The following is a 24,551-nucleotide window of genomic DNA, read 5'->3' as shown; positions in this document are numbered from 1 at the left end:
CAAACCTGTGGGTTGGTACGCCGGGCCCGGGTTGGCTATGGTGGGACGATCCGTAGCCATGGCGCGGTCGCCGTCAGCACGCCGCGCAAGGAACCTCCATGTTGAAACCCGACATCACTGCCTTCTTCGACCCGGCCACCTCCACCTACAGCTACGTGGTGCGCGACCCGTCCAGCCGCGCCTGCGCCATCGTCGACCCGGTGCTCGACTACGACCCGGCCGCCGGGCGCACCAGCCATGCCAGCGCCGAACGCCTGATCGCCCATGTTCGCCAGCACGACCTGCAGGTGGAATGGCTGCTGGAGACCCACGTGCACGCCGACCACCTGTCGGCGGCCATCTTCCTGCAGCGCGAACTGGGCGGGTGCCTGGCCATCGGCGCGCGAATCACCCAGGTGCAGGCGAAATTCTCCGGCCTGTTCAACCTCGGCGAGGCGTTCCCGGTGGACGGCCGCCAGTTCGAGCACCTGTTCGAGGACGGCGAGTCGTTCCGCATCGGCGCCCTGGAATGCCGCGCGCTGCATACCCCGGGGCATACCCCGGCGTGCATGACCTACCTGGTCGGCGACAGCGCCTTCGTCGGCGATACCCTGTTCATGCCCGACTACGGCACCGCCCGCTGCGATTTCCCCGGCGGCGACGCGCGCCAACTGTATCGCTCGATCCAGCGCCTGTTCGCGCTACCCGACGCGACCCGCCTGTTCATGTGCCACGACTACACGGCTCCCGGCCGCGACGAGCACCGCTGCGAAACCAGCGTCGGCGAGCAGCGCCGGCACAACGTGCACGTCCGCGAAGGCGTCGACGAGGAGGCGTTCGTCGCCATGCGCCAGCAGCGCGATGCCACCCTCGGCATGCCAACCCTGATGCTGCCGGCGATCCAGGTCAACATGCGCGGCGGCAACCTGCCGCCGGTGGAAGGCAACGGGGTGCGTTACCTGAAGATCCCGCTGGATCTGTTCTGATCAGCTGCGGCGACGCAGCAGGAGAATGAAGAACAGCCCGCCGATGGCCGCGGTGGCGATGCCGATGGGCAGGTCCTGGGGGGCGATCAGGGTGCGCGCGGCGACATCCATCCAGACCAGGAACAGCGCGCCGAGCAGGGCGCACACCGGCAGCAGTCGGCGGTGCTCGGCACCCACCAGCAGGCGCGCGGCGTGCGGCAGCATGAGACCGACGAAGCCGATGGCGCCGCTCACCGAGACCAGCACGCCGGTCAGCAGCGAGCAGCAGACGAAGACCCACAGGCGTACGCGACGGGCGTCCAGGCCGAGGGTCACGGCGGTCTGTTCGCCGGCCATCAGCGCGTTCAGCGCACGGCCCAGCCCGAGCAGTACCAGCAGGCCGCCGGCCACGCACAGCGCCGGCAGCCAGATCAACGACCAGCGCGCCAGGCCGAGGCCGCCGAGCATCCAGAACAGCACCGAGGAGGCGGCGCGGTGGTCGCCGAGGAACAGCAGCAGGTTGGCCAGCGCCAGGAGCACGAAGGACACCGCGACCCCCGCCAGCAACAGCCTGTCGCTGCCCAGGCGGCCGCCGCGGCTGGCCACGCCGAGCACCAGCAGCATGCTGCCGAGGGCGCCGAGGAAGGCCGCCAGCGGCAGGGTCAGCAGGCCGATCACCTCGCCGATGTAGAGCACCACCAGCACCGCGCCGAGGGTCGCGCCGGAGGTGGCGCCGAGCAGGTGCGGATCGGCCAGCGGATTGCGCGTGACCGCCTGCAGGGCCGCTCCCACCAGCGCCAGGCCGGCGCCGACGCAGGCGCCGAGCAGTACCCGTGGGGCGCGGATCAGCCAGACGATGTGCTCCTGGCCGGCGCTCCAGGCACCGGGCTCCGCCGCCACGCCGAACAGGCGCTGGAGGACGATGCGGCCGACCAGGCCGCTGTCCAGTCGCGCCGGACCGAAGCCGAGGGCGACCACGCAGGACAGGCCGAGCAACATGACCAGGCTGCCCAGCAACAGGCAATAGGCGCGAGGGCTGCGGAACAGGGTCATGGACGTGGCGCCCGAGGGTGGAGGCCGGCGACCAGGGTTTCTATCGCCGCGGCGTTGCCGATGCCTGGCGTGGCCTGGTTATAGGGCAGGACGATGAAGCGTCGCTCGCGGATCGCGGTCAGGCTGCGCAGCGCCGGGTTCTCTTCGAGGAAACGCTGCTTCTGCGCGGCGCTGGTCTCGCCGTAGTCGACGATGACGATGACCTGCGGATCGCGGGCGACCACGCTTTCCCAGTTGACCTGGGTCCAGCTGGCCGCCACGTCGTCGGTCACGCTGCGACCGCCGGCGGCCTCGATCAGCGCCTGCGGCATGCCCAGGCGGCCAGAGGTGAAGGGGCGGTCCTCGCCGCTGTCGTAGAGGAACACCCGCGGCGCCTCGGCGTTCGCCGGGATGCCGGCGCGGGCGCGCTCGATGCGTGCCTGGAGGCTGGCGACCAGGCGCTCGGCGCGCGGTTCGACGTCGAAGATCCGTCCCAGGTTGCGCAGGTCGCGGTACAGCTCGTCGAGGCTGGCGCGGCGCGGCTCGCCGATCTGCGCGCAGGATTCGCTCAGCTCGTAGACCTTCACCCCCAGCGGCTCCAGGCTGGCCGGAGTGAGGTCGCCGCCGACGCGCATGCCGTAGCCCCAACCGGCGAAGAAGAAGTCGGCGTCGACATCGAGCAGGGTTTCCGCCGTGGGGTAGCGCGCCACCAGCTCGGGCAGCGGCTTGAGCGCGGCGATCAATCCGGGATCGGCATTCTTCCACCAGCCGCTGATGCCGGTATAGCCGACCATGCGCGTCTGCAGACCGAGGGCGACCATCATCTCGGTGAGGTTGATGTCGTGGCTGACCGCGCGCGACGGCGCGCGCTCGAACGTCACTTCGCGCTCGCAACTGCGCACGCTGAGCGGGTAGCGCTCGGCCAGCGCGGCATCGGCGCAGGCGAGCAGGGCGCCGAGCAGCAGGTGGTGCAGGATCGGGTGCTTCATGCTTGGGTAATCCAGGTCAGGCGCGGGTGGTCGGCGAGGGGGTGGCGGTCGACCAGGGCGCGGACGCCGAACACCCGCCACAGCAGGTCGGCGTCGAGCACCTCGGTCGGCGTGCCCTGGGCGACGATGCGCCCGCCGTCGAGCACGTAGAGGCGGTCGCAGAAGGCCGCCGCCAGGTTGAGGTCGTGGAAGCTCGCCAGGGTGCTCAGGCCGAGGCCGCGCAGCAGGCGCAGAAGCTCCAGCTGGTAGCGCGGGTCGAGGTGGTTGGTCGGTTCGTCGAGGATCAGCAGGCGCGGTTCCTGGACCAGCGCGCGAGCCAGCAGGGCGCGCTGCTTCTCGCCACCGGAGAGGCTGGCGAAGGGGCTCGCGGCACGCCCTTCGAGACCGACCTGGAGCAGCGCCTGGCGGACCCGCTGGCGGTCGTCCGCGCCGTGGCCGTCGAACAGGCCCTTGTGCGGCGTGCGGCCCATGGCGACCACGTCCTCGACGGCGAGGCCGAAGTCCTCGGGGAATTCCTGCAACACCACCGCGATGCGCCGGGCGGCCCAGCGCGGCGGCTGGCGCCAGAGGTCGTCGCCGTCGAGCACCACCCGGCCGCGCTGCGGTCGCGCATAGCGGAAGGCGCAGCGCAGCAGGCTGGTCTTGCCGCTGCCGTTGGGGCCGATCAGGCCGACGAAGCTGCCGGCCGGGACTTCCAGGTGCACGCCGCGCAGCAACTCGGTGGAGGCGTCGGGCGACCAGTGCAGGGCATCGAGGTGAAGGGACGACATGGCTACTCGCAGGTCCGGTGGTTCAGCAGAGACGATTGCCGCGGTGCCGGCTTCAGAAACTGAAGTCGGCGGTGACGTTGAACGAGCGCGGCTGGCCCATGATCCATTGCTGGCCGTTGTTGTTGTCAGCCAGGGCGTACTGGCGGTCGAACAGGTTGTACAGCTCAAGGCCGAGGGTCAGGTCCGGCCGTACCCGCCAGCCCAGGTTGGCGTCGACCACCGTGTAGCCGGGCAGGCTGGCCTGGTTGGCGGCGTCGGCGTAGCGCCGGTCGACGTAGCGCAGCCCGGCGCCGACGCGCAGGGTATCGGCGAAGGACTTGTCCAGCCAGAGGTTGGCGGTGCGCCGTGGCACGTTCCTGGGGCGGTTGCCGTTGCGCGAGTAGGTCTGCTTGTCGATCGTTTCGTCGAAGTCGTCGTATTCGGCACGCACCAGCGCGGCGTTCGCTGACAGCCGCCAGTCCTGGGCCAGGTTCAGTTCCAGGCTGGCCTCCAGGCCGTCCGAACTCTGCTGGCCGACCTGCTGCACGTCGTGCGGCGGCAGCGGGTTGGCGCTGAGCAGCTTCTTCTTGACGATATGGTAGGCGGCCAGGGTCCATTCGCCGCGACCGTCCGGGAACAGCTGCTTGAGGCCGACCTCGGTCTGCTTCGAGTGGGTCAGGTCCATCCGCTGCTGCTTCTCATCGAGGGTGATCAGGTTGTTCACGCCGTCTTCGCTGGTGGAGTACTGGCCGTACAGCGACAGTTCCGGGGTCAGCGCGAAGACCAGCCCGGCGCGCCAGTTGCCGCCCTGCAGGCTGCGGTCGCTGCGGGTGCCGGTGCGCAGGTCGTCGCGGTCGATATGGTTCTGGTCGCGGCGCACCCCGGTCACCAGCGACAGGCGCTCGTTGAGTTGCAGGCGGTTCTCGGCGAACAGGGCGAAGGTGCGGGTCTGGCTGCGCGAGTGCGGCCGGTAGGGCGAGCGGCTTTCGAAGTAGCCGGGCGCGGGGTGCCAGGGGTCGATGTAGTCGCCGCCGACATCGGTATAGGGCGAGTTGTTGGTCAGGCGGAAGCGGATGCGGTTGTACTCGGCGCCGACCAGGGTGCGGCTGTCGAGGCCGAACAGGGCGTGCTGGAAGGCGAAGGTCTGGCGGTCGCCGATCTGCTCCTGCTCGTGGCTGATGCGCAGGTAGTCCCTGCGCAACAGCTCTTCGCGCGGGACGTCCCATTCGTAGGTTTCGGCGTTGCGCCAGTGACGGCGGGCCTTGATGTAGTACAGCTGGTTGCTCGCGGTGACGCTGTCGGAAAGGCTCCAGTCGCTGGTCAGGCGGGTCCACTGGTCGTTGTAGCGCTGCACGTCGTTGCGCACGTTGTAGTTCTTCTCGCGCAGGCGCTTGTGGTACTTGCCGCCGACCAGCGGGGTGCCGAAGTCGTTCATCGGCTCCTGGTCGCCATAGTCGTGGGCGAGGGTGAAGGCCAGATCGTCGCTGGCCTGCCAGCGCAGCGCCGCGCTGATGCCCAGGTTGCGCGAGTCGCCACGGTCGATCCAGCCGTGGCTCTGCTGCTGGTTCAGGTTGAGCCGGTAGCTGAGGCTGTCGGTCAGCGAGCCGCCGCTGTCCAGGGCCAACTGGCGGTTGTCGTAGGAGCCGTAGCCGAGGCGCAGGTGGTTGCGGATCTCGCCGGCGAAAGGCTTCTTCGGCACCACGTTGATCACCGCGCCGGTGGCGCCTTCGCCGTACAGCACCGAGGCCGGGCCGCGGATCACGTCGATGCGCTCGACCATCCACGGATCGCTGGGGAAGTTCACCGTGCCCATGCCGGTGTACAGGCGCGTGCCGTCGAACAGTTGCATCACCGACGCATGGCCGCTGAAGCCGCGCGCCGAGAGGCCGGTACCGCCATCTCCGGGGGTGCCGATGAAGCTGATGCCGGGACTGCGGGTAACGGCGGCCTGGACGCTGGGGTTGTTGCGTCGGCGAACTTCCTCGCCGCTGATGCTGCTGGTGCTCGCCGGGGTGTCCAGGGCGCTGAGGCCCAGGCGCGAACCGGCACTGACCGGAGTGGCGAGGTCGATGTGGTCGAGTTCGGCGGGATCCTGGCGAACGCTGACCAACTGGCTGGGCAGGGCGAGGGCGGCTTCCTCGGTTTCGGCGAGGGCGGGCGGTACCAGCAGCAGGCTGGTGGATAGGCCGAGGGCGAAAGGCTCGGTGCGCAAACGGCTGAAGCGGGGCATGGGCGTTCCATCTCATGACCGGGCAGGACGGAACGCGCAGGAAATCGCAGGCGCGACAGCGCCTCGAACAACCGGCTCGCTCCCGCCCACCGCGGGTGTGCCAACAGGGCGTTGCAGGCCGGTCTCCGGGCTTGCGAGGGTCGTGAAATCCTCGCCTTCCCATGCCGGAGCACAGTGGCCTGAAGAGGATTTCGCTCGCTTACCGTTGCGGGGGCAGCGCCGGACTGATCACCGAAGTGACGCACCGGCTTCCCGTTTCACCTCCTGCGCGGCGGCAGGAGGCACCTGGAACGGGCCGGATGGGAACATCCGCACCGTTTCCAGTCAAGCCTTGAACGATCTGGATTGAATAAAATGTTATACTATAACAATTCGCTTGTGCAGTCTTTCTTCGCCGGACCCCACGCCCTGGCGCAGCTTCCCGGGTCATCACATTTTCTTCACGCCGGCCTGCTATGCTGCCGGCCTTCCTTGGGGAGTAGCCTGCCGTCACCCGTTGACGGCGCGCTGGTCAACATTCTTGGCAACCTGCCATGGCCAGCGCATCCAACCGGATTGGTGAGACCAACGACATTCCTGCGCCGAAGCCGGGCCGCGGGGGCATGTCGTTGACTCATGCCCGGCTGGAGTATCCGCGTGAATCCCGTTTCCCTGATCTTCCTCGCCTTCGCCATGTCCACCGATGCCTTCGCCGCGGCCATCGGCAAGGGCTCCAGCCTGGATCGGCCGCGCCTGTCGGAGGCGCTGCGCACCGGGATAATCTTCGGCGTGATCGAGGCCATCACCCCTCTGGTCGGCTGGCTGCTTGGCCAGGCCGCCAGCCAGTTCGTCGCCGACTGGGATCACTGGATCGCCTTCGTCCTGCTGGTGCTGCTCGGCCTGCACATGATCCACAACGGCCTGCGCGCGGATCATGCGACGGAACAGGAAAAGCCCGGCCAGCATTCGTTCTGGATTCTCGCGGTGACGGCGCTGGCCACCAGCATCGACGCGCTGGCGGTGGGCGTCGGCCTGGCCTTCGTCGACGTCAACATCTTCCTCGCCGCCGGTGCCATCGGCCTGGCCACCATGACCATGGTCACCCTCGGCACCATGCTCGGCCGGGCGCTCGGCGCGGTGACCGGCAAGCGCGCGGAGATGGTCGGCGGGGTGGTGCTGATCCTGGTCGGCGCGACCATTCTCTACGAGCATCTCAGCGCGGCGTGAGCGGCGCCGGAGACGGAGGCGGGACAGGTCGCAGCGAGTGGGTGGGCGTTCGCTTCAGGCGCTTTCCCAATCGCGGATCGCCGTCAGCAGCGCCTCGCCGTCGGCGAACTCGCGGTCCGCCGGCGGCAGCGCCGGACGCGCCAGGACCAGCACCGGCAGGCCCATTTCCCGCGCCACCTGGAGCTTCGGCTCGGTGGCCTGGCTACCGCTGTTCTTGCTCACCAGCACGTCGCAGGCGAGGCGCTCGAACAACGCCCGTTCGCCATCCAGGCTGAACGGCCCGCGCGCGCCGATCACCTCGGCGCGCGGCGCGGCCGGCTGGCCTTGCAGGCAGCGCACGGTCCAGTGCTGGTGCGGCGGGACCTGGCCGAGATGCTCCAGCGGTTCGCGGCCGAGGGTGAACAGCGGACGGCGGAAGGGTGCGAGGGCGGCGATCAGCTCGCGCCAGTCGGCTACCTCGCGCCAGTCGTCGCCGGGCCCGGCCTGCCAGCCGGGCCGGCGCAGCGCCCAGCAGGGCACTCCGGCCAGTCGCGCGGCGCGCACGGCGTTCTGGCTGATCCGTGCGGCGTAGGGGTGGGTGGCGTCCACCAGCAGGTCGAAGCCCTGCTCGTCGATGAACGCCGCCAGCCCTTCGGCGCCGCCGTAGCCGCCGACCCGGACCCGGCAGGCCAGGTCGCCGGGCACCTTGCCCAGCCCGGCGAGGCTGTAGAGATGCGCCGGACCGAGCCGGCGGGCGAGGGCCAGGGCCTCACCGATCCCGCCGAGCAGCAACAGGCGCTTCATCGGCGCTCCTCGCAGGCCTGGCCGACCAGGTTGCCCTGGCGGTCGATGGCGAAGACTTCCAGCGCCACCTCGGTGGGCACGATGCCGCGGGCGAAGCGCAGGGCGTGGGCGCAGACCGCATCGCCCAGGGCCACGCCTTCGGCGTGTGCCTGGGCCAGCGCCTGCTGGCTGGTGTTGGCGGCGCGCATGCTGTCCTGTAGCGCGGTGCTGGCACCGAGCGCGGCGGCCCAGCCGGCCAATTGCGGCAGGTCGATGCTGGAATGGCGGCTGTGCAGGTCGAGGTGGCCGCCGGCGAGCTTGCTGATCTTGCCGAAGCCGCCGCACAGGCTGAGCTTTTCCACCGGCGCCCTGCGCAGGTGCTTGAGCACCGCGCCGGCGAAGTCGCCCATCTCGATCAGGGCGATCTCCGGCAGCGCATAGCGCCGGCGCATGGCGTCCTCGCTGGCGTTGCCGGTACAGGCGGCGATGTGACGGACGCCGTTGGCGCGAGCGACATCGATGCCCTGATGGATCGAGGCGATATAGGCCGAGCAGGAGAACGGCCGGACGATGCCGCTGGTGCCGAGGATCGACAGCCCGCCGAGGATGCCCAGGCGCGGGTTCATGGTCTTCAGCGCCAGCTCGGCGCCGCCCTCCACGCCGATGGCGACCTCGAAGCCGCCGGCGTAGCCCCGTTCGGCGGCGAGCTGGGCGAGGTGGCGTTCGATCATCTGTCGCGGCACCGGATTGATCGCCGGCTCGCCGACCGCCAGGGTCAGCCCCGGGCGGGTCACCGTACCGACCCCGGGGCCGGCATGGAAGCGCACGCCAGGCTCGGCGCTCAGGCGCACCCGGGCGAACACCAGGGCGCCATGGGTGACGTCGGGATCGTCGCCGGCATCCTTGAGGGTGCCGGCTTCCGCGCCGTTTTCCCAGGCGCGGCAGAATTCCAGGCGCATCAGCACCTGCTGGCCCTTGGGCAGGACGATCTGCACCGCGTCGCTGATCGTGCCGCCCAGCAGCAGGCGCGCCGCCGCCAGGCTGGTGGCGGTGGCGCAACTGCCGGTGGTGTAGCCGCTGCGCAACGGCGCGGGCTGCTCGGGGGTTTCCTCACGCATCGCGGGGAGGCTTCCTGGCGGCGGGCTTGCGCAATTCCAGCAGGGTGATCGGCAAGGCCTGGCGCCAGGTGTCGAAACCGCCCAGCGGTCGCGCGTGGGCGACGCCGAGGCGGGTGAGGTCGCCACCCAGGCGTTGCTGCCAGTCGAGCAGCACCCGTTCGCTCTGCAGGGTGACCGCGTTGGCGAGCAGGCGGCCGCCGGGCCGCAGGCGCTCCCAGCAGGTTTCCAGCACGCCCTCGGCGGTGACTCCGCCGCCGATGAAGATGGCGTCCGGCTCGGGCAGTTCCAGCAGCGCCTCCGGGGCGCTGCCGGCGACCAGGTGCAGGGTCGGTACGCCGAGGGCGTCGCGGTTGTGGCGGATATGTTCCTGGCGCTCGTCGTTGGCTTCGATGGCGATCGCCCGGCAACTGGGGTGCGCGCGCATCCATTCGATGCCGATGGAGCCGCAACCGGCGCCGACGTCCCAGAGCAGCTCGCCGGGGCAGGGCGCCAGGCGCGCCAGGGTCACGGCGCGGACGTCGCGCTTGGTCAACTGGCCGTCGTGGCGATAGGCTTCGTCGGCCAGGCCCGGGGTCAGCGGCAGGCGCACGGCGCCGGCGCCGGCGCGGCATTCCACCGCCACCAGGTTGAGATCGGCGGCGCGCGGCAGCGACCAGTCGCCGGCGAGGCCGTCGAGACGGCGCTCGAGCGGCCCGCCGAGGTGTTCCAGCACGCTCAGGCGACTGGCGCCGAAGCCACGGGCGTTCAACAGGCGGGCGATGGCGGCCGGGCTGTCGCCGTCGTTGCTGAGGACCAGCAGGCGCCGGCCGTCGTGGACCTGTGCCTGCAGCGCCGCCAGCGGGCGCGCCACCAGCGACAGGCAGGCGACCTCCTGCAGGGCCCAGCCGAGGCGGGCGGCGGCCAGCGAGAGGGAGGAGGGCGCCGGCAGGACCCGTAGTTCGGTCGCCGGCAGTTGCCGGGCGAGACTGGCGCCGACGCCGAACAGCATCGGGTCGCCGCTGGCCAGCACGCAGGTCGGCTGGCCGCGCCGGGCCAGCAATGGTTCCAGGGAGAACGGCGTCGGCCAGGTTTCGCGGGCGGCGCCGATGCACGGCGGCAGCAGTTCCAGCTGGCGCGCCGCGCCGACGATCCGGCTGGCTTGCAGCAGGGCACGCCGGGCCTGCTTGCCGAGGCCGGGATAACCGTCCTCGCCGATGCCCACCAGGGTCAGCCAGGGCGGCGTCGAGTCTGCCGATGACACGGTTCCGATACTCCTGAAATGCGTCTGTGAAGGGCCCGCGACGGCTTCCGGACGGAATGGGTTTTCCCGGCCCCGGGCTGGGCGGCATAATAGCGCGTTCGTCGGTGCCCGGCCCTTTCGCGTTAGCGCGGGGCCAACGAGGGCCGAAGAGGGAACACGGAGCCGCGGTCTTTTCGAAGCCCGGGCCTAGCCGTGGCTGCCCCCGCAACTGTATGCAGCCTGTATTCGCGCCATTCGCCACTGGATTACCGGGAAGGCGGCGCGAAGCGGAGGTTCCTCCCCCGGGTGGAACGCCGGGCTGCGAGCCAGGAGACCTGCCGCCGAAACCAGTCGCGAGTGCCAACATCGGGCGGGGTGTACCGATGCCGTGGTCTGTCCCTGGGGGACAGCGGTGCGGTCGCCGCGACGCCGATTCGAGTAGCGTTTTTGAACGACGACCAGACCCCGGCGCCCCTGCCCGTACCACGTCCGTCGCCCTGTCCCGGCCTGCTGCGTATCGTCCAGGCGCTGGACGGCGGCATCTGCCGCATCAAGCTCGACGCCGGCCGCCTGGACGCCGCCCAGGCACGCGCCGTGGCGGCCGCGGCGCGGGATTGCGCCAGCGGCGTGATCGAGGCGACCAACCGTTCCAACCTGCAATTGCGCGGCGTCCGTCGCGGCGAGGAAGAGCGGCTTGTCCGCCGCCTGCTGGACGCCGGCCTCGGTCCCCGGCATGGGTCCCTGGCCGGCGCCGACGACGTGCGCAACCTGATGCTCAGCCCGGCCGCCGGGCTCGATCCGCACCTGTCGCTGGACGTGCGCCCGCTGGCCGCTCGGCTGTTGCTGCGGCTCCAGGCGGACAGCCGCTACCACGCGCTGTCGGCCAAGTTCGCCATCCAGCTGGACGGCGGCGAAGACCTGGCGATGCTCGAACATCCCCATGACATCTGGCTCTCGCCGATGCCCGCGGCGCCGACCGCGACGCTGGTCTTCGGACTCGCCGGCTGCCCGGCCCGCGACCGCCCCCTGGCGGCGTTGCCGGCGGAGCGGGGCGAGTCCCTGGTGCTGGCGCTGCTCGACCTGTTCCTCGAGCGCGCCCAGCCGCAACAGACGCGAATGCGCCACCTGTTGCAGGAGCTGGCCGGAGAACCCTTGCTGGAGGCCTTGCAGGCGCGCCTGGATTTCCCTCTGCGGCGTGACGAGCGGGTGGCGGCCTGGCGGCGTTCGCCGGGGCGTCCGTGGAGTCATCTCGGCGTCCAGCCGCAACGCCAGCCGGGCCTGGTGATGGTCGGCGCGGCGGCGCCGCTCGGCCGGCTCGACAACGCTTGCCTGGAAGGCCTGGCCGAGCTGGTCGAACGCCATGGCGACGGCAGCCTGCGCCTGACCCCCTGGCAAGGCGTGCTCCTGCCGAACCTGGCGCACGCCGAGGCTGACCAGGCGCTGCTCGGCCTGCGCGGACTCGGCCTGCTGACCGAGCCCGATGCGCCGTTGGCGCGGCTGATCGCCTGCAGCGGTTCCAGCGCCTGCGCCAGAGGCCTGGCCGACACCAAGGGCGACGCCTTGCGCCTGGCCGAACGCCTCGGCCCGCGCAGCGACCTGCCGCAACTGCACCTGTGCGGCTGCGAACGGTCCTGCGCCGCCGCCCACCGCGCGCCGCTCACCCTGCTGGCGCGCAGCGGCGGGTTCTACGACCTGTACCGGCACGACCCATGCCACCCCGGATTCGGCCAGTTGCTGGCCAGCCGCCTGACTTTCGCCACGGCCGCCGACTACCTGGCGGCCCTGCCTTCCCAGCCCACTTCCGGAAAACCCGCATGATTGACTACATCCGCGATGGCCAGGCGATCTATCGCCAGTCGTTCGCCACCATCCGCGCCGAAGCGAACCTCGCCGGCATCCCGGCCGACCTGGAAAAGCTCGCGGTCAGGGTGATCCACGCCTGCGGCATGGTCGACGTGGTCGACGACCTGCGCTTCTCGCCCGGCGCCGGCGCCGCCGGCCGCGCCGCGCTGGCCGCCGGCGCGGCGATCCTCTGCGACGCGCGGATGGTCGCCGAAGGCGTGACCCGCTCGCGGCTGCCCGCCGCCAACCGGGTGATCTGCACCCTCAACGAAGCGGACGTGCCGGCGCTCGCCACGGAACTCGGCAATACCCGCTCGGCGGTGGCCCTGGAGCACTGGCGCGAGCACCTGGAGGGCAGCGTGGTGGTGATCGGCAACGCGCCGACCGCGCTGTTCTACCTGCTGGAAATGCTCGACGCCGGCGCGCCGAAACCGGCGCTGATCCTGGGCTTCCCGGTCGGCTTCGTCGGCGCCGCGGAATCCAAGGAGATGCTCGCCGCCGATAGCCGCGGGGTGCCCTACGTGATCGTCCGCGGTCGCCGTGGCGGCAGCGCCATGGCCGCCGCGGCGGTGAACGCCCTGGCCACGGAGCGCGAATGATGAGTGTCGTGAAGGGCCGCCTGCTGGGCCTGGGCGTCGGGCCCGGCGATCCCGAACTGATCACCCTCAAGGCCCTGCGCCTGCTGCGCGCGGCGCCGGTGGTCGGCTATTTCGTGGCCAAGGGCAAGAAGGGCAACGCCTTCGGCATCATCGAGGCGCACCTGGACCAGGCCCAGGTGCGCCTGCCGCTGGTCTACCCGGTGACCACCGAGAAGCTGGAACCGCCGCTGTGCTACGAGACCATCATCAGCGATTTCTACGACACCGCCGCCGAACAGCTGGCCGCGCACCTGGACGCCGGCCGCGACGTGGCGGTGATCTGCGAGGGCGACCCGTTCTTCTACGGTTCCTACATGTACCTGCACGACCGCCTGGCGACGCGCTACGAAAGCGAAGTGGTGCCTGGCGTCTGCTCGATGCTCGGCGGCGCGGCGGTGCTCGGTGCGCCGCTGGTGTACCGCAACCAGAGCCTCTCGGTGCTCTCCGGAGTGCTGCCCGAGGAGGAGTTGCGCCGGCGCCTGGCGGATGCCGACGCGGCGGTGGTGATGAAGCTCGGCCGCAATTTCGACAAGGTCCGCCGCGTGCTGGTCGAGCTTGGCCTCGAGCGCCGCGCGCTGTACGTCGAGCGGGCGACCATGGCCAACCAGCGGATCGTGCCGTTGGAACGGGTGGAGCCGATGGCCTCGCCGTACTTCTCGCTGATCGTCGTCCCCGGCGACAAGTGGCAGGGAGGGGCCGGCGGTGAGTGACGCCCAGCAGGTTCCGGCCATCGTCATCCTCGGCCAGGGCGCGCTGGATACCGCGCGGCGGGTCCAGGCGCGCTATCCCGGGGCGCTGGTCCACGGGCTCGCCGGGCGGGTCGAGGCCGACCGTTCCTATACGGACTTCGGCGACACCCTGCGCGAACTGTATTGCGCCGACCGCCCGATCGTCGCCCTGTGCGCCGCCGGCATCGTCATTCGCAGCCTGGCGCCGTTGTTGCAACGCAAGGGAGCGGAGCCGCCGGTGCTGGCCCTGGCCGAGGACGGCAGCGCGGTGGTGCCGCTGCTCGGCGGGCTGGCCGGGGTCAACCGGCTGGCGCGGGAAATCGGCGAGGTGCTGGCCGTGGCGCCGGCGATCACCACCAGCGGCGAGCTGCGCTTCGGCACCTGCGTGCTCAACCCGCCCGCCGGTTATGTCCTGGCCGACCTGGAGCAGGGCAAGCGCTTCGTTGCCGATTTGCTCGGTGGCCAGCCGGTGCGCGTCGAGGGTGCCGCCGACTGGCTCGACGCGGCCCGTTTGCCGCGCGACCCGGAGGCAGCGCTGGCGCTTCACGTGACGCCCTCGGCGCGTGCGCCGCGGGCCGAGGAACTGCTGATCCATCCGCGCTGCGTGCTGGCGGCGCTCGAACCTGCCGACGCGGCGGCGGACGCGGTGCGCCAGGCGCTGGTCGATGCCGGCCTGGCCGCGGCGGCGCTCGGCGGCTTGCTGGCCGACAGCGCGCGGATGGCCGATCCGCGCCTGCAGGCCGCCGCCGATGCGCTCGGCGTACCGCTGCGCTTCCTGCCGCAGGCCGATCCCGCTGCGCGCCTGCGCCAGGCCTTGCCCGCCGCCGAGCAGGTCGGCGACCGGCTGGCGGTGGCCGCCGCGCCCTTGGCGATGGACCGCATCGGCCAGCGTCGCGGCCGACTCACAGTGATCGGCCTGGGGCCCGGCTGCGCCGAGCTGATGGTGCCTGCGGCGCGGCGGGCACTGGACGAGGCCGAGGACATCCTCGGCTACCAGACCTACGTCGACATGGCCGGACCCTTCCGCGCCGGACAGGTGCTGCATGGCAGCGACAACCGCGAGGAATTGCAGCGCGCCCGGCATGCCTTCGAACTGGCGGCGACGGGCAGGGCGGTGGTGCTGGTATCGTCCGGCGACCCCGGCGTGTTCGCCATGGCCGCCGCGGTGCTGGAAGCCCTGCATGGCGCTGGCGAGCCGGCCTGGGACGCGGTCGAGCTGCGGATCTTCCCTGGCGTCTCGGCGGCCCTGGCCACCGCGGCCAGGGCGGGGGCGCCTCTGGGCCACGATTTCTGCCTGCTGTCGCTGTCCGACAACCTCAAGCCCTGGGAGGTGATCGAGCGGCGCCTGGACCTGGCCGGCGCCGCCGACCTGGCGATGGCTTTCTACAATCCGATCTCGCGGGCGCGGCCCTGGCAACTGGGACGGGCGCTGGAGATCGTCGCCCGCCATCGTTCGCCGCAGACCCTGGTGGTGCTCGGTCGCGACATCGGGCGGCCCGGTGAGCGCCTGCTGCGCACCACCCTGGGCGAGCTGCGTGCGGAGCAGGTGGACATGCGCACCCTGGTGATCATCGGCTCGTCCACTACCCGCAGCTTCCCGCGCGCCGACGGCGAAGCCTGGGTCTACACGCCGCGCTGGTACCCATCGGAATAGCGGGGCGGGAGCGCGCGCGGAAATGTGGCAGACTGCTGCGCGCATCCCTGTACCGCGGAGCCTGAATCCATGTCCTTTCGCTGTTCCCCGTGCCGCCTGGCCGGCATCCTGCTGGCGGCGCTGTTCGTTCCGGGGCTGGCCGCGGCGGCCGGCTCCTGCGAGCGCCTGGTGGCCACCGGCAACCCGGAGTACCCACCCTACCTGTGGCGCGACCCGCAGGATCCGAAGCGCCTGATCGGAGCCAATGCCGACCTGTTGCAGCGCCTGGGCAAGGAGCTCGGCGTGCGCATCGACGTGCTCTACAGCGGCTCCTGGGAGAAGGCCCAGGAAGAGGTGACCAGCGGTCGCGCCGACCTGCTCGCCGGGGCCTACCTGACCCTGGCACGGCTCGGCAGCATGGACTATGTACATCCGCCGTTCCTGATGACCAGCGGGGTGGTCTGGGTGAACAAGGACGCCGCGTTCCCGTTCATCGGCCGCGACGACCTGATCGGGCACAAGGGCAGCGTGCTGGCCGGCAGCAGCCTGGGCGAGGAGTTCGACCGCTTCGCCAAGGCCAGTCTCGACCTGAAGCCGGTGCCGAGCCTGACCCAGGGCTTGCAGGACCTGATGCTCAAGCGCAGCGAGTTCCTCCTCTACCAGGCGTTGCCCGGGCAGGCCCAGGTCGAGGCGCTGGGCATGGCCGACGACCTGGAGGCGCTGGAACCGGTGCTGAGCAGCGAGGGGCTGTACCTGACGCTGTCGCACAACTCCGCCTGCAACGATCCGTGGCTGCGCGGACAACTGGCGAAAAAGATGACAGAATTGTCGGCTGCCGGCGTTCCCGTAACGCTCTTGCAGGACAATCTCGAACGCTGGAAAGCCCAGCAATTGCCGGCTTCCGGCGCCAGTTCGACTACGCAGGAAAGTGACTTGTGAGCATTCGATGGATGATGGCCGCAGGCCTCGCCGCGCTGACCCTGAGCGGTTGTGCGAGCAACGACCCGGCTCCGCTGGAGCAGATGCGCCTGACCGAACAGGCGCTGGAGCAGGCCAAGGCGGTGGGTGCCACCGACGACGTGGCCGAGCTGAAACTGGCCCAGGACAAGTACGCCGCGGCGCAGATCGCGATGACCGCGGAGTCCTACAAGAAGGCGCGCCTGTTGGCCGAGCAGGCCGAGCTGGACGCACGCCTCGCCGAGTCCAAGGTGCTGACGCAGAAGAGCAAGGACCAGCTCGGCGAGCTGGACAAGAGCCTGAAACGTCTGCGCAAGCAACTGGGGGAGACCGACTGATGCCGGGCAAAGCGACTCTCTTCGCCACCCTGCTGGCCTGCGCCGCGCTGGCTGGCTGCGCCGACCACAAGCTCAGCGAACAGTCGCTGGCCAAGGCGCAGAGCGAGTTCGACCAGGTCAAGGAAGATTCCGACGTGCTCCGCGCGGCGCCCAAGGATGTGATCCGCGCCGGCGAATCGCTGGCCCGCGCCGAACGCCTGTCCAGCTACTGGGGCAGCAGCAGCGACGTGATCCAGTATGCCTACCTGAGCCAGCGCTACAGCGAGATCGCTCGCCAGCACGCCTTGCTCAACCTCAACCAGGAGCGCCTGACCCGCCTGCAACTGGAGCGCGAGCGCCTGCAACTGGCCCTGCGCGAAGCCAAGCTGCTCAGCGTGCAGGAGCAGGGCCAGCGCCTGAGCGAGGAGATCGCCAGTCTCAGCACCGAGGAAACCGAGCGTGGCCTGGTGCTCACCCTTGGCGACGTGCTGTTCGACTTCAACCGCGCCGAACTCAAGCCGGCGGCCAACCGCACCGCGCTGAAGCTGGTGCAGTTCCTCCAGCTCAATCCGCGGCGGGTGATCCGCATCGAAGGCTATACCGACAGCGTCGGCGACAGGCAGGCCAACCTCGACCTGTCGCGCGAGCGCGCCCAGGCGGTGGCCGACGTGCTCGCCGATCTCGGCGTGGATCCCGCGCGCATGCAGGTGGTCGGCTACGGCGAAGCCTTCCCGGTCACCGACAACGCCTCCAACCGGGGGCGGGCGCAGAACCGCCGGGTGGAGATCGTCTTCTCCAACGACAAGGGCCAGCTCAGCGCGCCGCGCTGAGTCCCGCGCCGCCGCAGGGAGCCCCGGTACCCCAAAGGGTCCGGGGCTTTTTTCGCCTGGCGAACCGGGTGGCGCCGGATTTCTCTGTCAGAACTTGCGCAAGAGCGGGCTATCATCGGGATCGAACTAGTTCGAGCAGCAATCCGTGCAGCATAAGCACCTTGTATTTCGTTATAACGAGTAGAGAGGCGCAATGAGTTCGAACGAAACCCTGCCGGGGCTGGTGATCGCCGATTCCTTCCCGGTCATGCAGTGGGCGCTGCAGCGCTACCTCAGCGAGGAGTGCGGACGCCAGGTGCTGGCGGTGGTCGGCGATAGCGACAGCCTGGTGGAGCGCCTGGCCGACCTGCCGCCGGAAAGCATCCTGATCACCGAGCTGGGCTTGCCTGGCCAGCGCAGCCGCGACGGTATCCACCTGGTGGAATGGCTGACCCGGCACTGCCCGCAAATGAAGGTGATGGTCTACTCGGTGTTCAGCGCTCCGTTGCTGGCCAAGGCGGTCCTGCGCAGCGGCGCCTCGGCCTACATCAGCAAGCGCAGCCCGCTGGAGACGCTGAAGGCGGCGCTGGAGTGCATGGCGCTCGGACAGACCTTCCTCGACCCCGGCCTGCACCCGCAGCGGCATACCGGCAAGCCGCTGAGCCCCACCGAGGTGGACATCCTCCGGCGCCTGGCGCGTGGCGACACGGTCAGCGAGATCGCCCAGCGGACCATGCGCAGCGTGTCGACCATCAGCACCCACAAGAAGAACGCGATGGTCAAGATAGGCCTCAACAGCGACGCCGAACTGATCGCCCTGGGCGTGATGAACTGGCTCCACGAACTCGCCTGACCGGGTTCGAAACATCTCGACCGCCAGTTGCGGAACAATCCTCGCCAGCCCCCGGGAGCCATCCCGCCGCAGCCGAGGAATCCGCATGATCCGCCAGCCCCGCTTTGCCCGTTTCGTCCTGCCGTTGTTGCTGAGCCTGTGCCAGCCGTCCTTCGCCGCCGAACTCCGCGCGGTTGCCGAAGCACGCCGCCAGGAACTCCTGCTGGAGGACTCGCCGGTGGCGTGCGGCGAGGCGGGCTGCACGGCGCGGGAAAGCCTCAGCCTGGTGGCGTTGCAGGTGCAGGCCCGGGTTCTGGTCACCCGCCTCGGCCGCGATGATTTTTCCCCGGCCGCCCGCCAGCCCGCCGCCGTCCCGGACTACCGCCTGTTCGGCGATCTCGGCCTGGCGCCAAGCCCCTTCGCCTGGCAAGCGTTGACCGGCGAGAGCGCGGCGGCGGACGCGTTGCGTTTCTGACTTTCCCTATGGCCGCTCCCCAGGCGGCTCTTGGCGGACTGTTTCCCGCCCGCACCCGGCCGGTGGCGACCGACCGGGTTTTCTTTTTCTCGCGAACGCGCCGTCTCTGCGACCGACCCGTACAGTTTTGCGACTGTATGCCTGGTTGTCGGCCGAACTGTTCTGGAGCAGTTTCACGAATTGAGCTACTGTTTCGGTTCAATCGCCGAGGAAAACCCGCCATGACCAATCTGCTGCTTTACCAACGCATCGCCCAGCAGTTGGCCGAGGACATTCGCCGTGGCGTCTACCAGCCGGGCGAGCGGGTACCGTCGGTGCGCAAGCTCAGCACCCAGTTGAACGTCAGCCACGCCACCGTGCTGCAGGCCTACGCCACCCTCGAGGACCAGGGACTGATCCGTGCCCGTCCGCAATCCGGCTTCTACGTCCACCGCACCCCGGCACTGACCGCGCCGACCCCGGATATCGCGCGCGTCGAGCGTCCCGGCCTGGTCACCCGCAGCAGCATCATCAACCAGGTGCTCGCCGAGTCCCGCCGCGAAGGGGTATTCCCGCTCGGCGCGGCGGTGCCGCATGTGGACTACCTGCCGGTGCGCGCCTTGCACCAGCAACTGGCCAAGGTCACCCGCTTCCAGAGCCCACGGGCGTTCAGCTACATGTTCAGCCCCGGTTTCGAGCCGCTGCGGCGGCAGGTGGCGATCCGCATGCGCGACGCCGGCGTGGTGGTCGACCCGTCGCAGGTGACCATCACCCACGGCTGCGTGGATGCGATCCACATGGCCCTGCGGGTGCTGACCCGTCCCGGCGACCTGATCGCCACCGAGTCGCCAAGCTACTACGGCCTGCTGCAACTGGCTGACGTGCTGGGCCTGAAGGTGATCGAGATCCCCAGCGACCCGCGCACCGGGATCAGCCTGGAAGCGCTGCAACTGGCGGCCAACCAGTGGTCGATCAAGGCCTTGGTGCTGACCGCGCGGCTGAGCAATCCCTTCGGCGGGACGATTCCCGAGGATCGCCAGAAGCAACTGCTGAAACTGACCGCCGAACACAACATCGGGGTGGTCGAGGACGACATCTACGGCGAACTGATGTTCGACCAGGGCCAGGCGCGCTCGCTCAAGTCCCACGACCGCGACGGCCGGGTGATCTACTGCTCGAGTTTCTCCAAGACCATCTCGCCCGGCGTACGCATCGGCTGGATCATCGCCGAGCGCTACCAGGAGGAGATCCGTCGCCTGCAGACCTTCACCACCCATTCGGCCTGCACCGTGACCCAGATGGGCGTCGCCGCCTACCTGGAGAACGGCGGCTACGACCGCCACCTGCGCTACATCCGCCAGGAGTACCGGAAGAACATGACCGCCTACCAGTTGGCGGTGCAGCAGTACTTCCCGGAGGGGACGCAGATGACCCGGCCCAAGGGCGGCTTCATCCTCTGGGTCAGCCTGCCGGCCAAGGTCAACACCAAGGAACTCCACGTGCGGGCCCTGGAGCAGGGCATCAGCATCGCCCCGGGGCTGATCTTCAGCAACACCGAGCAGTTCAACAACTGCCTGCGGCTGACCTGCGGGATTCCCTGGAACCGCGAGGCGGAGCGGGCGATCATGACCCTCGGCATGCTTGCCGGGCAGCTTTGCCAGGAAGGCCTTATCGCCGCCTGAGCGCGAGGCGCTCCCCTGGCTGAGGGGCGCCCCGCGACAGTCCGCGAAGAATTTTCCCGGGGATTAACCCGAATCCACCGACAGCTTCGTCTCAGCGGGTATCTCTCCGCTGCACGACGAGGTCGTCTCGATGTTTTTCCCGGCTTCCATCCGGACCGGCACTTTCGCCGAACTGTCCGACGCTGGAAAATGTCTACCGATAGCCGCTCCGGCCGCGCTTCTGGCGACGGCCCGGGCGTTTCGTGGCGACGCCGATGCGCGCCGCGAAGGATGTGGCCGATGAGCCTGCTCTCGGTCGCCTTTGACACAGGACAGGAGTCGACCAGCGGCATGCATGCCTCCACCAGCGCCACGACGGCCGCCGGCAGCGACGAAACGCTGCTGGCGCGTTACCGCAAGGGCGACAGCGCGGCCTTCGAGGTGCTCTACCAGCGCCATCGGCAAGGTCTCTACCGTTTTCTCTGCGGCCTGGCCGGACAGACCGAACTGGCCGACGAGATCTACCAGGAAACCTGGCTCAGCCTGATCCGCAGCGAGAGCCAGCCGCAGGGCCGGGCGAGCTTCCGCACCTGGCTCTACCAGATCGCCCGCAACCGCCTCATCGATCATTGGCGCAAGCATGGCCAGCGCCAGCCGTTGCAGGACAGCTACGACGAACAGTTGCACGCGCAACCCGACCAGGGCGCCGGCCCCGAGCAGCAGCTCAGCCTGAGCCGCGACGGCGAGCGCTTGCAGAGCGCGCTGGAGACCCTGCCCGAGGAACAGCGCGAGGTATTCCTGATGCGCGCCCACGGTGAACTGGAACTGGCCGAGATCGCCACGCTCACCCAGTCGCCGCTGGAGACGGTGAAGAGCCGTTTCCGCTACGCGGTGCAGAAGCTGCGCCGGCTGCTGGCCGAGGAGGTGGCGGTATGAACCCACAGAAGCATTCCGCGAGCGTCGCCGAAGAGCAGATGCTGGCGCATTTCCGCGCCCACGCGCCGCAGCAGCCGGCGCCGGCGCTGGACCAGGCGATCCTCGCCGCCGCGCGACGCCAGGCGGCGCATGTCGAACCCGCCCGGTCCTGGTGGCGGCGCTGGCTGGAAGCCTCCCGCAGGCCGCGTTGGCAGGCGGCCTTCGCCAGCCTGCTGGGCGTGGCGCTGGTGCTGGGGCTGGTCAGCCACAACGTGCTGGACGACGCCGAGCGCCAGGCCCGGCCCGAAGTGGCGTTCAGCGATGTGCCCCTGCGCGACGGAGTCGCCGGGGCCGCTGCGGCGAAGCGGGCCATGCGCGCGCCGGCGGCGCCGGCTCCGCTGTCCAGCGAGATGTCGGAGTCCCCGGCCTTGCTGGCCAGCTACGCATCGTCCGGGGAGGCGCCGCAACTGATGGCCGAGGCCGCGCCGCCGGCTCCGGCTGCCCTGGCCGACCGACCGCCGGCCCAGGCCGCGCAGCAGGCGAAGGTCCAGGCGGAGCTGGCTGGCGACTTCGTCGCCCAGGCCAGGGGCAAGGCGGTTGCGGTGAAGCCGGAGGTGCTCGACGAGGCGCTCGGGGCGGTCCTTGCACTGCGTGAGCAGGGCAAGACGGAGCAGGCCGCGACCCAGTTGGCCGAGCTGCAGAAACGTTTCCCCGGAGAGAACCTGGTGGAACGACTGGAACGCCTCGCGACGATAGCCGCGAGCGCCAGGAAACGGCCGTGACGACCATGGCCCGTGACGCCGTGATGGCGTCGCGGGCTGACATCAAGCGGTTATCCGTGCATGACAGGTTAGACATGGGGCGAACAACCGAGAGAGTGCCAGGATGACGATAGTGACCCCTTGCCTTGGTTGCAGTCTGCCGTCAGCATTGCCGCAATTGGCCATACCTGCGTGACTATGAAACGTCTTTGCCGAATTTGCGTCGTTGTTCTTTTCGGTTGCTTCCTGGCGGCCTGTGATGACGGCTCCAAGGCACCGGAAAAGAAAGCCCCGGAAGCACCGCCGCAGGAGCAGCGCGCCCCTGCCAAGCCAGTGAAGCCTGCACGAGCGGAGCCAGCGCCTGCCGTGCCTGCCGCGCCGAAAACAGCTTCGAAGAAGGTCGCGCCAGCCGCGGAGCAGGTTGCCGAACCCAAGCCGCCGGCCAAGCCGAAGCCTGCGGCTGCGCCGCCGAAGCCGGCCAGCAGGCCGGTCGCCAAGGACAAGCCGGCGCCGGCGAAGCGCGCTTCCACCGCTCGTCTCGACCCCGAGGTGCGCAAGCCGCTGCCGAGCGCCAAGCTGGACCTGCGCCTGCCGAAGGAACTGGTGCAGAAGATGGCGCCGCCCGGCACGGAAGAGACCCATAAGCCCAAGCCGCTGTTGCCGCCGATGTTCGAGGAAAAGGACGACAGCGACTTCCGCCTCAACGGCCAGTTGCTCTATCGCGACCGCGAACTGGGCGTGTCGCGGCCCCTGGAAGGGGCCGAGTTGCAGTTCGAGTTCCGCCAGTAGGCCGCCCCGGCGCTCAGAAGCGGTAGCGCTGCTCCTGCAACGCCTGGTACAGCTCCGCGTCCAACGGCTGGTAGCCGGCGCTGCCGGGCAACCTGACGAAGAGTTTGTCGCTCACCCGCGCGGGATCGTAGGCGTCGCGCTTGAGGTCGGTCTTCTTGTACTTGAAGGTGCCGGTGGTCTCGACTTCGCGCAGCAGGCGCAGGAACACCGGCGTGGCATAGGCCGGCAACTCGCGGTCGAGGTGCGCGGCGAGGGCGTCGCGGTCCAGTTCGACGCCATCGGCCAGGCGTAGCGCGGCCATCCCGCAGCGGCCGTTGGTGCCGGGAATCTCCACGCCGTAGACCACCGCATCTTCGACCCCGTCGAAGGCGCCGAGGGCGTTTTCCACCTCGGTGGTGGAAACGTTCTCGCCCTTCCAGCGGAAGGTGTCGCCGAGACGGTCGACGAACTGGGTGTGCTTGAAACCGATGTCGCGCATCAGGTCGCCGGTGTTGAACCAGGCGTCGCCCTTCTTGAACACGTCGCGGAGGATCACCGCTTCGCTCTTGGCCGGATCGGTGTAGCCGTCGAACGGCCACTTCGCGCTGATCTCGCTGATCAGCAGGCCGACCTCGCCCTTGCCGACCTTCTCCATGAAGCCCTTGGCGTCGCGCACCGGGTGGTCGTTCTCCAGGTCGTAGCGGACGATGGCGTAGGTGGCTGGGGAGAAGCCCACCGTATTGTCGAAATTGAATACGTTGGTGAAGCCGATGTTGCCTTCGCTGGAAGCGTAGAACTCGGTGATCCGCTGGATCTCGAAGCGTTGCTTGAACTCGGCCCAGATCGACGGGCGCAGGCCGTTGCCGATCATGCAGGTCAGGCTATTGCCGCGTTCCTCGGCGCACGGTGGCTGGTTCAGCAGGTAGCGGCAGAGCTCGCCGATGTAGCCGAAGCAGGTCGCCCGGTAGTGTTGCACGTCCTTCCAGAAACCGCTGGCGGAGAACTTGCGGCGCAGGGCCATGGCCGCGCCGCCGGCGAGCGCCGCGCTCCAGCAGACGGTCACGGCGTTGTTGTGGTAGCAGGGCAGGGTCAGGTAGAGCACGTCGTCGCGGCCCAGGCCCAGGCCGGAATGGCCGAAGCCGCCGTAGGCCTTGATCCACTTGCCGTGGCTCATGATCGAGGCTTTCGGCAGGCCGGTGGTGCCGGAGGTGTAGATGTAGAAGCAGGAGTCCTTGAGCCGCACCCTGCCGGTGTCCTCGAGGTTCTCCGAGGTCTGTCCCTGGGCCAGGCGCATCAGGTTGCGCCAGCCCATCGGCGGCGAGCCGGGATCGCCGAGGGTGTCGCCGTCGTCGACCCAGTAGCAATGGCCGGCGTTGCCGAGCACCTCCTGGCGGACTTCCTCGAACACCTCGCGCAACTCTTCGCCGACCACGAAGTGGCCGGGCTTCACCAGGTTCAGGCTGTGCACCAGGACCTTGCCGCGCTGGGTGGTGTTGACCAGTGCGCCGATGGCGCCGAGCTTGGCCAGGGCGGCGAGGATCGCCAGCAGCTCGACGCGGTTTTCCAGCATCACCGCGACCACGCTGCCGTGGCCTACGCCCTCGGCCTTGAAGGCGCGCGCCAGGCGATTGGCCCAGCCGTTGAACAGGGCGTAGCTGATCCGCCGCTGGCCGTCGAGCACCGCCGGGTTGTCCGGGTACAGGCGTGCCGCGCGCTCCAGCGCCCAGCCCAGGGACAGGCTCTTCTCGCGGTTACGGATCGCGGTGTAGTACAGGCCGCGCAGCATGCGCGGCACGCGGCCGAAGGTGGCAGGCAGGCGGGCAACGAAACGGTTGAAAGTGATCAGGTCGGCGTGGGTCATGGCTCTCGCGCTTGTCGTTGTTGTGCGGGGCGTAGGACGCTCCCGCGACTCTAGACCGCAGCCGCCGCCTCGGCTATGACCGTTGCGCGGTCGCCCCGGGGCACTTCGGCAAATAGCCCGGAAGCC

23 protein-coding genes and 3 riboswitches are annotated in these 24,551 nt (G+C 69.6%); of the genes, 15 read left to right on the top strand and 8 right to left on the bottom strand.

From position 1 onward, the window contains the following. Nucleotides 1-98: 98 nt before the first annotated feature. Nucleotides 99-965 (top strand): MBL fold metallo-hydrolase, encoded by an 867-nt coding sequence (locus HMPREF1224_RS16865; RefSeq protein WP_003101427.1) that lies wholly within the window; start codon nt 99-101, stop codon nt 963-965. On the opposite strand, the gene HMPREF1224_RS16860 is transcribed toward HMPREF1224_RS16865, so the two are convergent. The 4 genes from HMPREF1224_RS16860 to HMPREF1224_RS16845 are packed head-to-tail and all read right to left on the bottom strand — an operon-like array spanning nt 966 to nt 5,944. Further along, entirely contained in the window at nt 966-1,997 is a 1,032-nt protein-coding gene (locus HMPREF1224_RS16860) for a FecCD family ABC transporter permease (RefSeq protein ID WP_003101425.1), read from the bottom strand. Next, a complete protein-coding gene (locus HMPREF1224_RS16855) occupies nt 1,994-2,965 on the bottom strand; it encodes an ABC transporter substrate-binding protein (protein WP_003101423.1) in 972 nt (323 codons plus the stop codon). The genes HMPREF1224_RS16860 and HMPREF1224_RS16855 overlap by 4 nt, the downstream gene beginning before the upstream one ends. Next, nucleotides 2,962-3,735, bottom strand: coding sequence for an ABC transporter ATP-binding protein (locus HMPREF1224_RS16850; RefSeq protein WP_003091019.1), 774 nt, complete (start codon nt 3,733-3,735; stop codon nt 2,962-2,964). Before HMPREF1224_RS16850 ends, HMPREF1224_RS16855 begins: the two co-directional genes overlap by 4 nt. Nucleotides 3,736-3,787: 52 nt before the next feature. After that, a complete protein-coding gene (locus tag HMPREF1224_RS16845; RefSeq protein WP_010793182.1) occupies nt 3,788-5,944 on the bottom strand; it encodes a TonB-dependent receptor in 2,157 nt (718 codons plus the stop codon). Between the two features lie 98 nt (nt 5,945-6,042). Then, nucleotides 6,043-6,248, bottom strand: a riboswitch (cobalamin riboswitch). A gap of 157 nt (nt 6,249-6,405) precedes the next feature. Then, nucleotides 6,406-6,571, top strand: a riboswitch (yybP-ykoY riboswitch). 9 nt (nt 6,572-6,580) lie between these two features. Here HMPREF1224_RS16845 and mntP point away from each other — a divergent pair. Then, nucleotides 6,581-7,150 (top strand): manganese efflux pump MntP, encoded by a 570-nt coding sequence (mntP, locus tag HMPREF1224_RS16840; RefSeq protein WP_003091017.1) that lies wholly within the window; start codon nt 6,581-6,583, stop codon nt 7,148-7,150. Between the two features lie 54 nt (nt 7,151-7,204). On the opposite strand, the gene HMPREF1224_RS16835 is transcribed toward mntP, so the two are convergent. Genes HMPREF1224_RS16835 through cbiE form a run of 3 tightly spaced genes read right to left on the bottom strand, consistent with a single transcriptional unit; the run spans nt 7,205 to nt 10,270 of the window. After that, complete coding sequence (locus HMPREF1224_RS16835) at nt 7,205-7,933, bottom strand: cobalt-precorrin-6A reductase (protein WP_003160595.1); 729 nt, start codon at nt 7,931-7,933, stop codon at nt 7,205-7,207. Then, nucleotides 7,930-9,030, bottom strand: coding sequence for a cobalt-precorrin-5B (C(1))-methyltransferase (locus HMPREF1224_RS16830; RefSeq protein ID WP_003114022.1), 1,101 nt, complete (start codon nt 9,028-9,030; stop codon nt 7,930-7,932). The genes HMPREF1224_RS16835 and HMPREF1224_RS16830 overlap by 4 nt, the downstream gene beginning before the upstream one ends. Then, nucleotides 9,023-10,270 carry a precorrin-6y C5,15-methyltransferase (decarboxylating) subunit CbiE gene (gene cbiE / locus HMPREF1224_RS16825; RefSeq protein WP_003114023.1) on the bottom strand — a complete coding sequence of 416 codons (1,248 nt, stop codon included), beginning with the start codon at nt 10,268-10,270 and terminating at the stop codon, nt 9,023-9,025. The genes HMPREF1224_RS16830 and cbiE overlap by 8 nt, the downstream gene beginning before the upstream one ends. Before the next feature lie 85 nt (nt 10,271-10,355). Further along, nucleotides 10,356-10,607: riboswitch (cobalamin riboswitch) on the top strand. Nucleotides 10,608-10,696: 89 nt separating this feature from the next. Here cbiE and cobG point away from each other — a divergent pair. From cobG to HMPREF1224_RS16760, 13 genes are all read left to right on the top strand, one after another. Continuing rightward, nucleotides 10,697-12,067: a precorrin-3B synthase gene (gene cobG / locus HMPREF1224_RS16820; RefSeq protein WP_010793181.1), complete on the top strand. Its 1,371-nt coding sequence runs from the start codon at nt 10,697-10,699 to the stop codon at nt 12,065-12,067. Next, complete coding sequence (locus tag HMPREF1224_RS16815; RefSeq protein WP_003107929.1) at nt 12,064-12,690, top strand: precorrin-8X methylmutase; 627 nt, start codon at nt 12,064-12,066, stop codon at nt 12,688-12,690. Before cobG ends, HMPREF1224_RS16815 begins: the two co-directional genes overlap by 4 nt. Continuing rightward, nucleotides 12,687-13,439, top strand: coding sequence for a precorrin-2 C(20)-methyltransferase (locus HMPREF1224_RS16810; RefSeq protein WP_003091011.1), 753 nt, complete (start codon nt 12,687-12,689; stop codon nt 13,437-13,439). Before HMPREF1224_RS16815 ends, HMPREF1224_RS16810 begins: the two co-directional genes overlap by 4 nt. Continuing rightward, complete coding sequence (gene cobJ / locus HMPREF1224_RS16805; RefSeq protein WP_010793180.1) at nt 13,432-15,111, top strand: precorrin-3B C(17)-methyltransferase; 1,680 nt, start codon at nt 13,432-13,434, stop codon at nt 15,109-15,111. The genes HMPREF1224_RS16810 and cobJ overlap by 8 nt, the downstream gene beginning before the upstream one ends. Before the next feature lie 69 nt (nt 15,112-15,180). Next, entirely contained in the window at nt 15,181-16,029 is an 849-nt protein-coding gene (locus HMPREF1224_RS16800) for a substrate-binding periplasmic protein (RefSeq protein ID WP_003091009.1), read from the top strand. After that, on the top strand, nt 16,026-16,385 hold the full coding sequence (locus tag HMPREF1224_RS16795; RefSeq protein WP_003091008.1) for a DUF4398 domain-containing protein: 360 nt from the start codon (nt 16,026-16,028) through the stop codon (nt 16,383-16,385). Before HMPREF1224_RS16800 ends, HMPREF1224_RS16795 begins: the two co-directional genes overlap by 4 nt. Then, on the top strand, nt 16,385-17,194 hold the full coding sequence (locus HMPREF1224_RS16790; RefSeq protein ID WP_003091007.1) for an OmpA family protein: 810 nt from the start codon (nt 16,385-16,387) through the stop codon (nt 17,192-17,194). Before HMPREF1224_RS16795 ends, HMPREF1224_RS16790 begins: the two co-directional genes overlap by 1 nt. A gap of 193 nt (nt 17,195-17,387) precedes the next feature. After that, nucleotides 17,388-18,026: a LuxR C-terminal-related transcriptional regulator gene (locus HMPREF1224_RS16785; protein WP_003091005.1), complete on the top strand. Its 639-nt coding sequence runs from the start codon at nt 17,388-17,390 to the stop codon at nt 18,024-18,026. An 85-nt stretch (nt 18,027-18,111) separates the two neighbouring features. Further along, nucleotides 18,112-18,480 carry a hypothetical protein gene (locus HMPREF1224_RS16780; RefSeq protein WP_003107036.1) on the top strand — a complete coding sequence of 123 codons (369 nt, stop codon included), beginning with the start codon at nt 18,112-18,114 and terminating at the stop codon, nt 18,478-18,480. Between the two features lie 221 nt (nt 18,481-18,701). Further along, nucleotides 18,702-20,141 (top strand): aminotransferase-like domain-containing protein, encoded by a 1,440-nt coding sequence (locus HMPREF1224_RS16775; protein WP_003091003.1) that lies wholly within the window; start codon nt 18,702-18,704, stop codon nt 20,139-20,141. A 330-nt stretch (nt 20,142-20,471) separates the two neighbouring features. Then, complete coding sequence (sbrI, locus tag HMPREF1224_RS16770) at nt 20,472-21,056, top strand: ECF family RNA polymerase sigma factor SbrI (RefSeq protein WP_003119848.1); 585 nt, start codon at nt 20,472-20,474, stop codon at nt 21,054-21,056. Next, nucleotides 21,053-21,817 (top strand): anti-sigma factor SbrR, encoded by a 765-nt coding sequence (gene sbrR, locus HMPREF1224_RS16765; protein WP_010793179.1) that lies wholly within the window; start codon nt 21,053-21,055, stop codon nt 21,815-21,817. The genes sbrI and sbrR overlap by 4 nt, the downstream gene beginning before the upstream one ends. 345 nt (nt 21,818-22,162) lie before the next feature. Further along, nucleotides 22,163-22,585, top strand: coding sequence for a hypothetical protein (locus HMPREF1224_RS16760; RefSeq protein WP_003091000.1), 423 nt, complete (start codon nt 22,163-22,165; stop codon nt 22,583-22,585). Between the two features lie 13 nt (nt 22,586-22,598). Here the strand turns inward: HMPREF1224_RS16760 and HMPREF1224_RS16755 are convergent, their stop codons facing one another. Next, entirely contained in the window at nt 22,599-24,425 is a 1,827-nt protein-coding gene (locus HMPREF1224_RS16755; protein ID WP_003117644.1) for a long-chain-acyl-CoA synthetase, read from the bottom strand. Nucleotides 24,426-24,551 lie beyond the last annotated feature (126 nt).

It is taken from the genome of Pseudomonas sp. P179, assembly GCF_000478485.2.
Taxonomy (GTDB): domain Bacteria; phylum Pseudomonadota; class Gammaproteobacteria; order Pseudomonadales; family Pseudomonadaceae; genus Pseudomonas; species Pseudomonas aeruginosa.
This window is presented reverse-complemented; position numbering and strand designations above follow the sequence as displayed.

Bases quoted from the DNA above. Each gene is read 5' to 3' on its own strand.
- HMPREF1224_RS16865 (WP_003101427.1), top strand. From the start codon at position 99: ATGTTGAAACCCGACATCACTGCCTTCTTCGACCCGGCCACCTCCACC.
- HMPREF1224_RS16860 (WP_003101425.1), bottom strand. From the start codon at position 1,997: ATGACCCTGTTCCGCAGCCCTCGCGCCTATTGCCTGTTGCTGGGCAGC.
- HMPREF1224_RS16855 (WP_003101423.1), bottom strand. From the start codon at position 2,965: ATGAAGCACCCGATCCTGCACCACCTGCTGCTCGGCGCCCTGCTCGCC.
- HMPREF1224_RS16850 (WP_003091019.1), bottom strand. From the start codon at position 3,735: ATGTCGTCCCTTCACCTCGATGCCCTGCACTGGTCGCCCGACGCCTCC.
- HMPREF1224_RS16845 (WP_010793182.1), bottom strand. From the start codon at position 5,944: ATGCCCCGCTTCAGCCGTTTGCGCACCGAGCCTTTCGCCCTCGGCCTA.
- HMPREF1224_RS16835 (WP_003160595.1), bottom strand. From the start codon at position 7,933: ATGAAGCGCCTGTTGCTGCTCGGCGGGATCGGTGAGGCCCTGGCCCTC.
- HMPREF1224_RS16830 (WP_003114022.1), bottom strand. From the start codon at position 9,030: ATGCGTGAGGAAACCCCCGAGCAGCCCGCGCCGTTGCGCAGCGGCTAC.
- HMPREF1224_RS16815 (WP_003107929.1), top strand. From the start codon at position 12,064: ATGATTGACTACATCCGCGATGGCCAGGCGATCTATCGCCAGTCGTTC.
- HMPREF1224_RS16810 (WP_003091011.1), top strand. From the start codon at position 12,687: ATGATGAGTGTCGTGAAGGGCCGCCTGCTGGGCCTGGGCGTCGGGCCC.
- HMPREF1224_RS16800 (WP_003091009.1), top strand. From the start codon at position 15,181: ATGTCCTTTCGCTGTTCCCCGTGCCGCCTGGCCGGCATCCTGCTGGCG.
- HMPREF1224_RS16790 (WP_003091007.1), top strand. From the start codon at position 16,385: ATGCCGGGCAAAGCGACTCTCTTCGCCACCCTGCTGGCCTGCGCCGCG.
- HMPREF1224_RS16785 (WP_003091005.1), top strand. From the start codon at position 17,388: ATGAGTTCGAACGAAACCCTGCCGGGGCTGGTGATCGCCGATTCCTTC.
- HMPREF1224_RS16780 (WP_003107036.1), top strand. From the start codon at position 18,112: ATGATCCGCCAGCCCCGCTTTGCCCGTTTCGTCCTGCCGTTGTTGCTG.
- HMPREF1224_RS16775 (WP_003091003.1), top strand. From the start codon at position 18,702: ATGACCAATCTGCTGCTTTACCAACGCATCGCCCAGCAGTTGGCCGAG.
- sbrI (WP_003119848.1), top strand. From the start codon at position 20,472: ATGCATGCCTCCACCAGCGCCACGACGGCCGCCGGCAGCGACGAAACG.
- sbrR (WP_010793179.1), top strand. From the start codon at position 21,053: ATGAACCCACAGAAGCATTCCGCGAGCGTCGCCGAAGAGCAGATGCTG.
- HMPREF1224_RS16755 (WP_003117644.1), bottom strand. From the start codon at position 24,425: ATGACCCACGCCGACCTGATCACTTTCAACCGTTTCGTTGCCCGCCTG.